This window comes from Actinosynnema sp. NPDC050801, from assembly GCF_040673975.1.
GTDB lineage: Bacteria > Actinomycetota > Actinomycetes > Mycobacteriales > Pseudonocardiaceae > Actinosynnema.
Window position 1 is genome coordinate 739190 of sequence record NZ_JBFAQZ010000002.1, and the last position, 13214, is coordinate 752403.

The window sequence follows — 13214 nt, forward strand, 5'->3', positions numbered from 1 at the left end:
TCCGGCCTGGCGACGTGACCATCGTCCTGATGTCGGTTTCGTCGTGCTTTCCTGCCGAGGAAAGCGGAGGAGATCCAGCTCGGGCAAGAGCGGACGTCCTGGGGGTATGCGCAGAGACAGACCGGAGGAGCCGCCCCTGCGCGGGTGTTCCCTCGACTGCGGCGAGGCCCGACGTGGAGCGGTCAGCCTCAGTAGTTCGTCCACTCTTCCCGCGCGTAGCGCAGGATGACGGGGTCCATCAGGGTCGACACCGCCAGGTCGCCGGGGTTGCGGCGGTCGGGCGGGAACACGGCCGCGGCCGCCAGCGTCGCCGGATCCAGTGAGCGCAGCGGCACCCCGGACGGCAGGGTGAGCGACGGTGTGGTCTCGCGGGCGGCGAGGTGGAATCCCCACTCGCCGAACGCGGGGACCGACACCTCGTACGGCACGGTCTTCAGACCTGCGGCGCGCAACGTGTTCTCGACGCACCAGAAGGCGTTGGGGGCGAAGTACGGGGAGCCGGACTGGACCGCCATCCGGCCGTCGGGGGCCAGCGCGCGTTCGACCAGGCCGTAGAACTCCAGCGAGTAGAGCTTGGCCGTCGCGGTGGAGTCGGCGTCCGGCATGTCCACGATGATGACGTCGTAACGGTCGGTCGCGCCGCGCAGCCAGGTGAAGGCGTCCTCCGTCCGCACGACCACTCGCGGATCGGCGAAGGCGTTGCCGTTCAGCGAAGTCAGCCGCGAGTCCGTGCGAGCCAAGTCGATCATCGCCGGGTCCAACTCGACCAGGGTCACCCGCTCGACGTCGGGGTAGCGCAGGATCTCGCGGAGTCCGAGGCCGTCGCCGCCACCGAGGACGAGCACGCGGCGGTGCGGACCGGACATCGCCGGGTGCACCATCGCCTCGTGGTAGCGGTACTCGTCGACTGAACTGAACTGCAGGTCGCCGTTGAGGAACAACCGCACGTCGTGGGCACCCGTCAGGGAGACCGACTCGGTCAGCACGATCTCCTGGTACGGCGTGCGCTCCGCGTGCACGACCGGGTCGGCGTAGAGGGCCTGGCGGGCGGTGACCTCGAAGTCCTGGGCCATGACGTACGCGCCGCCCAGCACGCCGCCGACGACCACGGCCGAGCCGATGAGGACGGCTTTGGCCTGGTGACCCAGTTCGGTGCGGAACACGGTCAGCACCAGCCCGAGTCCCGCCACGGCGTTGACCATGCCGACCACCAGCGCGCCCTCGATCTGGCCGAACAGGGGGAGCAGCACGAACGGGAACGCGAGCCCGCCGAGCAGCGCGCCCACGTAGTCGGCGGCGAACAGGTCGGCGACCGCCGAACCCGCCTCCTGGCGGCGGATCCGCTGCAGCATCTCCATCAGCAGCGGGATCTCCGCGCCGATGAGCGTGCCCAGGACGAGCGCCATCGCGATGAGCGCCGGGGTGTAGAGGCTGAGCCAGGCGAACGCCGCGTACAGCAGCAAGACGCTCAGCCCGCCCAGCAGCGCGAGCACCAACTCCACCGCGGCGAAGGCCGCGGCAGCCTTGCGCTGCAGCGGTTTCGCCAGGAGCGCGCCCATGCCCATGGCGAACACCATGAGTGAGACGACGATCGACGCCTGCCCGACGGTGTCGCCGATCAGGTAGCTGCCGAGCGCGACGAGGGCGAGTTCGTAGACGAGCCCGCACGCCGCGCACACGAACACGGTCGCCAGCAGCGCGATCCTGGCCGACCGGGTACGGGTCATGAGATGGTGGCGGCGATGATCACGCTGACGACGACGTGCGCGGTGGCCGAGACCCAGACCCCCGGATGGCCTTCCTCGGTGGAGATGACCTCGCCGAGACTGCCCGGGGTCACGAGGTCGATCACGACGAACGCGAGGCTCATCAGCACCAGGCCGATCACGCCGTACACGGCGGTGTTCAGCAGCCCCACGGCGACGTTGTCGTCGCTGATCACGATGGCGGTGGTGAGGATGATGCCGATGCCGAGCAGGCCCGAGCACAGCAGGACCGCGGCGTTGCGGTTGCGCTCGACCCAGATCAGGTCCCGCAGCTTGCCGGGTGTGGCGACGTCGACGAGCACGAAGCCCAGCGACATGAGGACCAGACCGACGGCCCCGTAGGCCAGCGTGCCGAGCAGTCCGTTGAGCAGGTCGGACACGGTGACTACCCTTCTTGACCGCGCTTGCGGCGCAGGATGAATCCGACGACGAGACCGATCAGGGCGGCTCCGCCGAAGATCGACAGTGCGATGATCGCACCGGGGTGGCTGGCGGCGAAGTCGGAGCCCGGACGCCCGATCGGGGTGGCGGCTTGCGCTGTCGCCACAACGGGTTCCAAGGGTGCGACATCGCCCTTCTCGGCCAGGAGCAAGGGGAGCGCGAGCGCGCCGTAGGCGGTCGTCGTGGTCGGCTCCGCCAGCAGGGCGGCCGTGTCCACGCCCACGCGGGACAGGTCCGACAAGGTCAGGTCGGGCAGTCCGCTCGAGGTGCGCACGGTCACCGAGGCGGAGTCCTCCGACTCGCTCGACTCCGAGGTGTAGGTGATCGTGCTGGCCAGGATCGCGTACCGCCCGCACTTGTCGGCGGACACGCCGACGCCTCGGCTCGAACCGGAGGTGACCGGATCACCCGAGCCGTCGGACACGACCCAGCCGTAGCAGACACCCTGTGCCGCTTCGGCTTTCGCGAGCCTGCTGACGAGGTCCTTGCCGTCGGCCTCCGACAGCGTCGGGATGGTGGTGTCGTTGTCGCTCGGCGACCACCAACCCGATTCCACGGACACCATCACGAAGACCACCGCGATGACGGTGACCCAGACGATCGCCTTCTTCACTTGCCAGCCCCCGGACCCCGTCCCCGGAACGACTCCCCGTGCCCGGACGTCCAGCCCCAGTTGCCACCCACCGACGAGTGGTACGTGCGGTAGGCGCGGTCCACGTCGTCGACCCGGATGACGCTGCCGGTCCCCTGTGGACGGACCAGCACCATGTCGTCGTTGTACCGCAGGTAGACCCCGCTCGCGTCCGCGTACTGCGACACCGGCTTCCACCGCCCCACGATGTCCGCGGCCACCAGGCTCGGTGCCCGCGGACTGGTGAAGGCGATCTCCTCGCCCCGGTCCAGGTGCGCCGCGCGGGAGTAGGTGCTGTCGACGTGGTCACGCACGGTCGTCCCGCGCGCGAGCACCGCGATGGCGATCACGCCGGCGACGACGCCGAGGATGCCCGCCGTCCAGAACCAGAATCGCGGCTTCTTCACCGCGGGAGTCAGGGGTTCGTCGCTCATTCGGAGCTCGCAGGGTAGATGCGCACGTCGTAGATGGACAGCTTCGCGCCGATCGTCGCTTCCCAGTCGGCTTCGCCGTAGGCCTCGAAGGACAGCAGCGAGTCACCGGCGGTGTAGTCGTGGTACTTGACGACACCTTCGGCGTTGAGCCCGGTCGTCGCCTCACTGCGGAACTTCGCCTCGCCCGACTCGTCGGAGCGGTACTGCTTCCCGTCGTGCGCAAGCGTCTTCGGCCCCGGTGCCAGGGCGGTGTCGAACTCGGTCCAGGCGACCAGTTCCAGCTCCGGGTCCTCCTCGACCGACAACCACACCCGCTCGCCGTCGGTCTGCTCCAACAGGTGCTCCGACCAGGACCAGCCGCCCTCGTCGAGCCGCAGGGTGCCCCGCACCACGTAGGACTCACCGCGCAGATCGACCAGGTCACCGGCCTTGAGCCTGCGGGGGTCGCCGTGGATCGCGTGGTGATCGTTGTCCGCGAACGGATCCACCGGAGCCTTGGCCACCACCGGTTTCCGCTTGCGCAGCCACAGCCCGACCGCCACCGCCCCGACCGCCGCTGCGACGACAACGAGCAGCAGGACGAGAAGCCCGTCCACCCAAGACCCCCTACCCAGATCCGACTCAGCGGCTCACACGATAGGTCATCGCACAGCACCGCCGGACCGGATCCCGAAAATCGCCGCCCGGCAGTTCGACGCGTCGGTGGTCGACTTCGCCGTGGTGGGCTTGCCGACGCCCGATCGACAGGACGCTCCAGGTCGCCGACGCCGCCGGGTCACCGCTCCACTTCGGAGAGCTACCTCGGGCACGAGACCGACCACCGGATCGCGTCGATTGCCCGCTCGACGGATGATGAGGTGCGTATGACCTGGGTCACACTGGAGCGATAGTTACCTTGAGGTGGCTGGTTACCCGCGGTGAATGATGGCCCCCTCAACAACTGGTCACCAAGGAGATGTTCACGATGGGTTCCAGCACCACGCTCGCCGTCGCCGGCAAGTACGCCGACGCGGTGGCCGCGAAGGACTTCGGCGCGGTCGCCGCCTTGTTCACCGAGGACGTCGTGTGGCACCAGCCCGGCAACCACCGCCTGGCCGGCGCGCACGTCGGAGGCGACGCGGTCAACCGGATGCTCGGTGCCCAGATGGCCGCGACCAACGGCACGCTGGAGATCACGCCGACCGGCCCCACCATGGTCAACGGCGCGCTGTTCACCATCCCGGTCCACTTCAGCGCCCGACGCGACGGCGCCGAGATGTCGATGGACGGCATCGACGTCTTCCGGGTCGAGGGCGACCGGATCGCCGAGGTGTGGCTGTTCTCCGCCGACCAGGACGCCGAGGACGTCTTCTGGGACGCCCACTGACACCGGTTCGGCGACGTCGTCGAAGGCGGGTGGTCCTCCTCCACCACTTGTGCCGAGTCCGCCCGGCCACCCTCGGACTGCCGTGTACCCGCCCCGTGCAGCCCGCCACCCCCGCCCCGGTGAGGAACGGAGACAGCCCATGTCCCAGCACCCGGAGTTCAACGTGCTCACCGCGACCTGCCCGTCCCGCACATCACTGGCCCGCATCGCCAACAAGTGGACGGCCATGGTGGTGATCGCCCTCAGCGACGGCCGCATGCGCTTCGGCGACCTGCGCAACACGGTCGACGGGATCAGCGGGAAGGTCCTCACCGAGACGCTGCGAGACCTGGAACGCGACGGACTGGTCACCCGACACGTCTACGCCGAGATGCCACCCAGGGTCGAGTACGAACTCACCACCCTCGGATGCACACTGCACACACCCCTCCAGGCACTGGGCCGCTGGGCCGAGCAACACATCGAAGAAGTCCTCGCCGCCCGCGAGACCTACGACACCCGCCGCTGATCCCAGGAGCTGATCCCAAGAGGGGAACACCCCGGCACCGCGCACCTCCTGCCACGGGGAACGCTCGCCCGCCCACCGTGTACCTGACCCGGCTCGGTGACCCGGCTCGTCCCACGTCATCCCGCCGGACCCATGACGACGCAGGAGATGCTGGGCTACTACACCAAGGCCCGCGACCTCGCCCTCACCGGTTCGGAGCAGCAGGTGCACGGGCACGGTGTGACCTCGTCGATGTTGGTCTACGTGCTGCGCGCCGAGTTCGGTGCCGGCCAGCTGCGGGGGATGTCGGTCGGGCGGTTGGTGTCCGCGGCGGTGGCGAAGGGCATGGTGAGCGAGAACAGCCTGGCCAACGTCGACCTGGGCACGGTGGTCGTGGACGGCGACACGGCGCGGGTGGACATGACCTCGCGCGGCCAGTCCGCCGGTGTGGAGCTGCGGTTCCGCAAGGAGTCCGGCTCCTGGCGGTTCGACGCCCGACCGCTGATGGCCGCCGGTGACGAGGCGCTCAAGACCGTCGCCGGGCAGCGTGGCGTGACCGTGGACCAGCTCGTCGACACGGCTCTCGGCACGCTCTACGGCGCGGAACGGGTGCCGGGCCTCAAGCAGCCGCTACAGGGCTGACCTGCCCAGCACGTTCGCAACAGCACGGCTGTCACGTCCCGGTGTCGGTGCCCTGCTGCTCCACCGCCCGCCGCCATTCGGCGAGGCGGTTGCGGGTGGTCGAGGTGCCGGGGTGGTCGGGTCCCATGACGCGCAGGCAGTCCACCAACAGTCCTTCCAGGTCGGCTACCGCTCCCGCGAGATCACCGACCTCATGTCGGCAGTAGGCGAGATCGCTGCGGGTCTTCAGGGTTTCGGGGTGATCGGGTCCCTGGACCCTGAGCCGGTCGGCCAGCAGCAACTCGAACTCGGCTGCCGCTCCCGCCATGTCACCGGCGCTACCTCGCGAGCGGGCGAGGTTGCTGCGGGAGGTCAACGTGTTCGGGTGGTCGGGTCCCAGGACGCGCAGGTTGTCGGCCAGCAGCACCTCCAGTTCGGCAACCGCCCTCGCCTGGTCGCCGGCTCGACCCCGCCAGTAGGCGATGTCGTGTCGGGCGGTCAGGGTTTCGGGGTGGTCGGGTCCCTGGACCCTGAGCCGGTCGGCCAGCAGTACCTCCAGTTCGGCAACCGCCCCTGCCTGGTCACCGGCTTCACCTCGCCAGTGGGCGAGGTTGTTGCGGATGGTCAGGGTGTTGGGGTGATGGGGTCCCAGGACGCGCAGGTAGTCGGCCAGCAGCACCTCGAACTCGGCGGTGGCCCCCATCGGGTCGCCGACTTCGTGGCGCATGTAGGCGAGGTTGTTGCGAGTTTCCAAGGTGTCGGGGTGGTCGGGTCCCAAGACGCGCAGCCGGTCGGCCAGCACCACCTCGAACTCGGCGGCCGCCCCCGCCGGGTCACCGGCCTCACGACGGAAGTAGGCAAGGTTGTTGCGGGTTCTCAAGGTGTCGGCGTGGTCGGGTCCCAGGACCCTGAGGCGGTCGGCCAGCAGCACCTCCAACTGGGCTACCGCTCCCGCCAGGTCACCGGCCTCACCCAGCGAGCGGGCGAGGTTGCCCCGGGTGGTCAGGGTGTCGAGGTGGTCGGGGCCCAGGACTCGCAGGTAATCGGCAAGCGACACCTGGAATTCGGCTGCTGCCCCCGCCGGATCACCGGCCCTGCCCCGCCAGAACGCGACGTTGGCGCGGGTGGTCAGGGTGCCGGGGTGGTCAGGACCGAGGTGGGTCCGAGCTTGGTCGTGCAGGGCGTGCCAGTAGGTGAGCGCGGCGTGGAACCGGCCGGTGTCGCCGATGGACTCACCGGCGCGGCTGAGCACGGCGTTCAGCCCGGGGTTGAGCAGGCTGGGGGTGGTGTTGGCATGGAGCGTGTCGGTGCCGGATCGCAACGCCTGAGCCAGTTCGGGATCCCTTGTGTCGATCGTGGGCCAAGCGGTGTTCAGCGCATCCGCGGTGGTGTGGGCTAGGGCGTGCAGCCGGTCGGGAGCAAGGGTGTCGCGGACCGCGCGTTGGACCAAGGCGTGCACGGCGACCGCGCGTGCGGGCCGGTCGGGTGTGAGGCGGATCAGGTGGAACCTGTGGAGTCGGCTCAGTCCTTCGTGGACGTCGGTGGCGGCGATCTCGCGTCCGGTCAGGGCGGTGAGGTGGTCCAGGACGGGCTGACCGGTGAACACCGCCAGCGGGGTGCCGTTGGCGTCGAGCAGAGCGGCCAGTTCCAGCAGCGGTCTGGCCAGTCCTGCGCCCTTCGATCGGGCGGCGTCGTCGGCTCGGTCGGCGCGTTCGATCGACAGGGACCAGGTCGCCGCGACCGTGAGCTGGTGTTCGGGAAGGGAGTGCTCGGGCGGGGTCAGCTCGGACAGGGTGCGTCGCCGGTCGGCCAGCATTGTCCGGTAGCCGGCCACGGTGAGCAGGGGTTGATCGACGATGTACGCCGCAGCCTGGCCCAGCGCCAACGGCAACCATCCCAGCTCCGCCGCCAAGCTCTCCAGTTGACCTCGGTGGGCGACATCGGTGGTGCCGGCCAGCGCCTCGGCCAAATAGGCCACGGCCTCACCTCGGGTGAACACGTCCAACTCGATCACCCGGTGGCCGCCGCGCGCCAACGCCCGGTCGCGCAGTCGACTGGTGATCACCACCTGCCCGCCCTGGCTCGCCGGCGGTTCCAGCCCCCGCAGGTCGCCAGGGTCCTGTACGTCGTCCAACACCACGAGCCACCGCCGCGACGTCGCCGCCAGCCATTCCCGGAACAACCCCGCCGCCTCGTCGGACGACCGGTCGGCGATCCGCGGGTCCTGCTCGACCAGCACCCGCACGGCGGCGTCGGCGTAGGCGGTGACCACGGCGTCGCGCGACAGCGCCGACACCCACACCGCCACATCCACCGAGGTGTCGGGCCAGGTCTGCCAGGCATGGCGGGCTGCCAGTTGGGTTTTGCCCACACCTCCCAACCCCGACACCACTACCCCGGCACGCGGCGGGACACCGACCACCACGACCGCTCGTCCCGCGGTCAACGTCTCCACGAGCGCCGCGTGGGCCTGGCGCTCCTGGTAGTGGTCCGCCGGTGCGTCCGGGATCCCCACCCGTACCGGCCATGCGACCCGAGGCGAGGGCTGGTGGTAGTGGACGTTGCCGACGAGGTTGCCGATGGCGGTGCTGTTGCCGGTCGCGTTGACTCCGCCGTGGACCTGTAACGATGTGCGTGCCGTGGTCGCCCGTCCGGTGTCGGTGGTGTCGTTGGTGTCGGGTTCGAGGGTGGTGTCGTCCTGGGCGGCGTCGGGTGCCGACACGGTGTGCCCGTGGTCCGCGTCGGCTACCGGGGGTCCCTGGGCTCCTCGGTCCGCCCGGGAGGTGGTGGTGGGCCGATGGTGAGGTGGTCGCCGGTGGCCGCGCCGATGGTGATCCCCGGTCCGGTGCCGTGCACGCCACCGACGATGTTCACGCTTCGCGACCCTTGGGCTCCGGTCCGGGTTGTGTCGCCGTCGGCCGTGTCCGGGGCCTGGTGGTCAGGCGCGAGGTCGGTGGGCGGCTGGTCGAGGACCGTGGGATCCGGTGGGTAGGGGTGATCGGGCAGAGCGATCCAGGCGTGGTCGCGGAGTTCCTTCACGGTGACCCGGATCGGCCGGAAGGTCGCCGGGTCGATCACGGCGGAGTGCCGCACGACGTCGTTGAACACCACCGGGGAGACGACCATGGCCAGCAGACCCGGCGAGTCGGCCAGCGCGGTCTTGAGGGGTGCGGCGTCGAGGAGTCGGAAGGCGGTGGTCAGCGGGGTGGAGGTGACGCCGTGGTCGTCGAAAAGGACCTCCCCGGCGTGCACGGCCAACCGAAGCCGGACGCGTGCCGCGTCGGGGCTGGTGGTGTTGTGCCCGCGCACCGCCCGCGCCAACGCCTCGGGCAGCACCTCGACCAGCGGCGCCTTGGGGTACTCCGGCGGGACGAGCACCACCACGCTGTCGCCGCGGTCCTCGTGGTAGCACGCCTCCCAGGGCACCCCGGCCGCAGCGAGTGCTCGGGCTACCACCGCGTACAGCCCGTCGCGGGTGCTGCGCTGATGCGGCAGCGTCCGCGACCGCGTCCCGAAGCCCTCCACGTCGACCAGGACCATCGTGCGGTGCACCGCGTGTCCACCCGAACCCACCATACGACCCCTCCACCGACACGCAGACCGCGTGGTGCGTCGACGAACCAGGCGGTTCTACCTACTGCGGCAGGCGGCTCCACGTCACTTGACGCACCGGTCGCTCGTTCGGCCGTATAACTCCACTCGACCGGACGAGACGCGCGGCGCGCTCGCGAGCACCGCCGGCACCGGGTCTTCGTCATCGGCGCATGGGTGCAGTCGGTGCTGACGCCGGTGCTGGCCGCGCGGGTGATCGCCCGCCCTCGCTGCCGGACGGGTCGCTGACTGCGGACGGGCCCGGCCCGCCGCCGTCGCCGGTCTGCGGGTACCTCCCGGCGGGGCACTCGCCCACTGGGATCCCGATCGCGTGGACCTCACTGACCACTGGCAACGGCTTGCAATTCCATCCACGCCAGGACCGCGATCATCGCGGAGGTGTCGCACAGCGACAGGGAGCCCTCGGCGGCGGAGGGAGGGCCCATGCCGTTGCACCCTCCCTTCTTCATGACGTTCACCGCGCCCAGGACGTCGTCCGCTGCTTCGACGATCTTGTGGGACAGCTCCGCTGTCGTGGTCTCGTCCGCGATGACGGCTTCCTTGAACTTCTCGACGGCTCTGCCGGCGCCGATCAGTTCGTCGGCGCAGCGCGCCTTGTCGAGACGCTCCGGCGAGCACGACAGCAGGGAGTTGACACCGTAGGTGGTGTCGAGTTCCCGGAGCCGCTGTTCGGGGTCGAGCGGTACGACCCTGGATGTGGAGGCGGCTGTCGAGGTGGTCGGTGGTGTCGGTCGATCGGCCCCGCCGCACGAGACGAGCGCGACCGCCGCAAAGACCGTGATAAGGATGCGACTGCGGATCATCGAGTCCTCTCCGACTCATCGCGCCGTCCGAGAAGCCGGGTCACGGGCACACCTGCCGGTGCGGCACGTCCGGCGCGTACTCGGCCCACTCCTCGGCCGTCAGCGACCTGCTCACCCGGGCGCACAGCGCGCGTTCGACGTCGACCAGGTGGTCGGCCCGCCACAGGCGCACCGACCCGTCCTCTCCGACCCCGGCGAGCATCGTGCCGTCGGGGCTGAAGGCCACCGCCCGGACGGCGCCGTCGTGGGCGAGGTGCGTGGGCCCGACCCGCTGCCGGGAGGCGACCTGCCAGAGCCTCACCGTGCCGTCCCCGCCGCCGGAGGCCAGCAACTCGCCGTCCGGGCTGAACGCCACCGAGAACACCTGCCCGCTGTGCCCGGTCAGTGGTTCGCCGATCCGGCTGCGCGTCCCGACGTCCCACAGCCACACGAGGTTGTCCGAACCGGCGGTGGCCAGCGTCGTGCCGTCGGGGCTGAACGCCACGGAGCGGACCGGTCCGTCGTGCGCCTGCGCCAACGTGACACCGTCGCCTCCGTTGACGGGCCACAGGTGCACGGCGCCGTCCTCCGCGCCCGCGACCAGGATCCGGCCGTCCGGGCTGAACGCGGTGGTGTACGCCGTCCGGCCCTTCATCACGGTTCGGGTCGACGTCCCGGCTGCGGGATCCCAGTAGTGGACCGTGGCCTTCTCGCCGTCGCGTTCGAGGCTGTTCGAGGCCAGCGCCACCGTCCGGCCGTCGGGGAGTAGGCCACCGACCACACCGGACGGATCGGGCCGTACTGGGCGGCGACGCGGACCCGGCCCGTGGCGGGATCCACCGTCGACACGGTGCCGGCTGTCGCGACGCCCGGCCCCGCCTGCGCACCGCCGACCAGCAGCGTCGAGCCGTCCGGGCTGTACGCCAACGAGCGCACGGTCCGCGTGTCGCCCGTCGTCAACCGGCCGACCGGGGTGCGCCGGGCGGTGTCCCACAGCAGTACGGTCGGTCCGTCCACGACCCGCGACCGGAGGTGGGCGACCTCGTCGTCGTCCAGGAGCCCCGGGTCGAACCCGAGGCGGGTCAGGGACGCCTCCCACCCGTCGCCGTAGACGCAGACGTCCTGGCTGCGCTCGGCGCAGTAGGAGCCCTGCGCCGGCGGGGCGAAACCCCTACCGTAGTCACCGCCGGTCGCCAGGAACCGGCTGTCGGGGCTGAACGCGGCGGCGTGGACCGGGCCGGGGTGGCCGGTCATCGGGTCGGCGGTCCGCAGGTGGTTCTCGACGTCCCAGACGCGGATCACGCCGTCGCCGTCGCCGGAGACCAGCGTCGGACCGTCCGGGGCGAACGCCACGGACAGCACCGGACCGGCGTGCCCCGGCAGCGGGTCGCCGACCTGGCGTCGGGTCTTGACGTCGAACAGCCGCACGGCACCGTCACGGCCACCCGTCGCCAGGAGGTGCCCGTCGTGGCTGAAGGCCACTGAAGGGCGTGCCGTGGTCGGGTCGCCGCTGGTGGGAGCGGTGAGGGGTTCGCCGACCGGACGGCGCACGGCGGTGTCCCAGAGCCGGACGACGCCGTCCGGGCTCGTCGTGGCCAGCAGCGCGCCGTCCGGGCTGAAGGCCACGGCGGGTGCGGCGTGGTCGGTGGTGTCGGTCGGGTGGGCGGTCAGCGGCTCGCCGACCGGGGTGAGGGTGGTCGCGTCGCGGAACCGGAGCCGCCCGTCGCGGCCACTGGTCGCGATCAGTGACCCGGCCGGGCTGAACGCCACGTTCGAGGTCCACGTGGTGATGGCGGGGAACTGCGGCCCGAGGTCACCGTGGGCGACCCGTTGGGAGGTCCGCACGTCCCACAGCTGCACGGAATGCTCCGACCCGCTGACCGCCAGCAGGCTCCCGTCGGGGCTGAACGCCACCGTCCGGTGCTCAGGGCGATCGGCGTCGTCGAGGGGATGGGTGGCCACCAGCCGCGGGTTGCGCGGCACGCCCTGCTCGTCCAACGTCCACACCTGCACCTTGCGCCGACTCGTGACGGCGAGGTGCGAGAGGTCGGGGCTGAACACCACCGTCTTGACGGGGCCGTCGTCCAACGGCTGCGTGGGCGCGACCTCCCGGCGGGTGGCGAGGTCCCAGTGGCGCACCTCCATCGCCCCGGCGACCAGCGTGCCGCGTGGACCGACGGCGACGGCGTGAACCGGGTCCTCGCCGCCGTCCATGGCGGCCAGGCCGGCGCGGTCGGCGGCCAGGAGCATCGCCGTGCGCGACTCGTCGGTCGGGTCGACCGCGTGACCGGCCAGGGCGAGTAGCCGGGCCAACTCCGGGTCCCGGTCGCCCACGGCCTGGCTGCGTGCCGCGAGCTGCCGTGAGAGGTCCGCGGTGTGCTGGTCCTCGGTCCGGGACCAGAGCAGGGCGCCCAACACCGAGGCGACGGTGAGCAGCAGCGCGACCCCGCCCACCGCGATCCGGCGTAATCGCCTGCCGAGTCGGTGTTGTCGCGCGTCCTCGCTGTCGATGGCGTCGACGTCACGGCCGTGGATCGGCGCCGCCAAGGCCGCCACGGCCCGGCGGAAGCCGGCGTGCCCCAGCGACAGCTGCGCCTCCTCGCGCGCCCAACTCAGGTCGACCCACAGCGGCTCGGCGGTGAACCAGCCACGCAGCCGCGGCGGCAACGCGTCGGTGCGGTCCCAGTCGAAGTCGTCCCCGCCCCAGGCGATCGTGCCGCCGGTCAGCACGATCAGGAAGGTGTCCCGCTCCCGGTGCTCGACCCAGTGCTCGACCTCGCGTCCCACCCACGGCGACGCCGCCGCTTCGGGTGAGGCCAGCAGGACGAAGAAGCGGGAACGGTCCAGCGCGGCGGTGATGGTGCCCCACAGGTCGGGGTTGGCGGCGAGGTTGGTCCGGTCGCGGAACACCCGCAGCGCCCGCAGTTGGTTCCACCGCTTGGCCAGCCGGTGCAGACCCACTTCGACCGCCGGCGCGAGCCGGTCGTCCGCGGCGTGGCTGTAGGACAGGAAGGCGTCATAAGAGGTGCCCGGCCGTTCGTCAACCACCCGATCCCCCGCCAGTGCTGGGTGAC

13 protein-coding genes are annotated in these 13214 nt (G+C 70.9%); 3 read left to right on the plus strand and 10 right to left on the minus strand.

Going from position 1 to position 13214, the window contains the following annotated elements; all coding sequences use genetic code 11:
* Positions 1-188: 188 nt before the first annotated feature.
* The 5 genes from AB0K14_RS07735 to AB0K14_RS07755 are packed head-to-tail and all read right to left on the minus strand — an operon-like array spanning position 189 to position 3868.
* The gene (locus AB0K14_RS07735; RefSeq protein WP_360459621.1) at positions 189-1727 is read right to left on the minus strand and encodes a polyamine aminopropyltransferase; all 1539 of its coding nucleotides are present in this window, start codon (positions 1725-1727) and stop codon (positions 189-191) included.
* Entirely contained in the window at positions 1724-2146 is a 423-nt protein-coding gene (locus AB0K14_RS07740; RefSeq protein WP_360459623.1) for a DUF350 domain-containing protein, read from the minus strand. The genes AB0K14_RS07735 and AB0K14_RS07740 overlap by 4 nt, the downstream gene beginning before the upstream one ends.
* Positions 2147-2151: 5 nt before the next feature.
* Entirely contained in the window at positions 2152-2820 is a 669-nt protein-coding gene (locus AB0K14_RS07745) for a hypothetical protein (RefSeq protein ID WP_360459625.1), read from the minus strand.
* On the minus strand, positions 2817-3245 hold the full coding sequence (locus AB0K14_RS07750) for a DUF4247 domain-containing protein (protein ID WP_360459627.1): 429 nt from the start codon (positions 3243-3245) through the stop codon (positions 2817-2819). The genes AB0K14_RS07745 and AB0K14_RS07750 overlap by 4 nt, the downstream gene beginning before the upstream one ends.
* A 23-nt stretch (positions 3246-3268) precedes the next feature.
* Positions 3269-3868: a DUF4178 domain-containing protein gene (locus tag AB0K14_RS07755; RefSeq protein ID WP_360459629.1), complete on the minus strand. Its 600-nt coding sequence runs from the start codon at positions 3866-3868 to the stop codon at positions 3269-3271.
* Between the two features lie 368 nt (positions 3869-4236).
* On the opposite strand from AB0K14_RS07755, the gene AB0K14_RS07760 reads away from it, so the two are divergent.
* From AB0K14_RS07760 to AB0K14_RS07770, 3 genes are all read left to right on the plus strand, one after another.
* A complete protein-coding gene (locus AB0K14_RS07760) occupies positions 4237-4638 on the plus strand; it encodes a nuclear transport factor 2 family protein (protein WP_360459631.1) in 402 nt (133 codons plus the stop codon).
* Positions 4639-4777: 139 nt separating this feature from the next.
* Positions 4778-5146, plus strand: a complete 369-nt coding sequence (locus AB0K14_RS07765; RefSeq protein WP_360459633.1) for a helix-turn-helix domain-containing protein — start codon at positions 4778-4780, stop codon at positions 5144-5146.
* A gap of 132 nt (positions 5147-5278) precedes the next feature.
* Positions 5279-5767, plus strand: coding sequence for a hypothetical protein (locus tag AB0K14_RS07770; protein ID WP_360459635.1), 489 nt, complete (start codon positions 5279-5281; stop codon positions 5765-5767).
* Between the two features lie 31 nt (positions 5768-5798).
* Here AB0K14_RS07770 and AB0K14_RS07775 read toward each other — a convergent pair whose 3' ends face one another.
* From AB0K14_RS07775 to AB0K14_RS07795, 5 genes are all read right to left on the minus strand, one after another.
* Complete coding sequence (locus AB0K14_RS07775; RefSeq protein WP_360459637.1) at positions 5799-8468, minus strand: tetratricopeptide repeat protein; 2670 nt, start codon at positions 8466-8468, stop codon at positions 5799-5801.
* A 23-nt stretch (positions 8469-8491) separates the two neighbouring features.
* Entirely contained in the window at positions 8492-9298 is an 807-nt protein-coding gene (locus AB0K14_RS07780) for a hypothetical protein (protein WP_360459639.1), read from the minus strand.
* A gap of 377 nt (positions 9299-9675) precedes the next feature.
* Positions 9676-10161: a hypothetical protein gene (locus tag AB0K14_RS07785; RefSeq protein ID WP_360459641.1), complete on the minus strand. Its 486-nt coding sequence runs from the start codon at positions 10159-10161 to the stop codon at positions 9676-9678.
* A 40-nt stretch (positions 10162-10201) separates the two neighbouring features.
* A complete protein-coding gene (locus AB0K14_RS07790; protein ID WP_360459642.1) occupies positions 10202-10795 on the minus strand; it encodes a WD40 repeat domain-containing protein in 594 nt (197 codons plus the stop codon).
* The gene (locus tag AB0K14_RS07795; protein ID WP_360459644.1) at positions 10795-13188 is read right to left on the minus strand and encodes a TIR domain-containing protein; all 2394 of its coding nucleotides are present in this window, start codon (positions 13186-13188) and stop codon (positions 10795-10797) included. The genes AB0K14_RS07790 and AB0K14_RS07795 overlap by 1 nt, the downstream gene beginning before the upstream one ends.
* Between the last annotated feature and the right edge of the window lie 26 nt (positions 13189-13214).

What these genes read in the sequence shown, in the direction of transcription:
- AB0K14_RS07735 (WP_360459621.1), bottom strand. Translation starts at nt 1,727, where the DNA reads ATGACCCGTACCCGGTCGGCCAGGATCGCGCTGCTGGCGACCGTGTTC.
- AB0K14_RS07790 (WP_360459642.1), bottom strand. Translation starts at nt 10,795, where the DNA reads ATGAAGGGCCGGACGGCGTACACCACCGCGTTCAGCCCGGACGGCCGG.
- AB0K14_RS07760 (WP_360459631.1), top strand. Translation starts at nt 4,237, where the DNA reads ATGGGTTCCAGCACCACGCTCGCCGTCGCCGGCAAGTACGCCGACGCG.
- AB0K14_RS07765 (WP_360459633.1), top strand. Translation starts at nt 4,778, where the DNA reads ATGTCCCAGCACCCGGAGTTCAACGTGCTCACCGCGACCTGCCCGTCC.
- AB0K14_RS07785 (WP_360459641.1), bottom strand. Translation starts at nt 10,161, where the DNA reads ATGATCCGCAGTCGCATCCTTATCACGGTCTTTGCGGCGGTCGCGCTC.
- AB0K14_RS07770 (WP_360459635.1), top strand. Translation starts at nt 5,279, where the DNA reads ATGACGACGCAGGAGATGCTGGGCTACTACACCAAGGCCCGCGACCTC.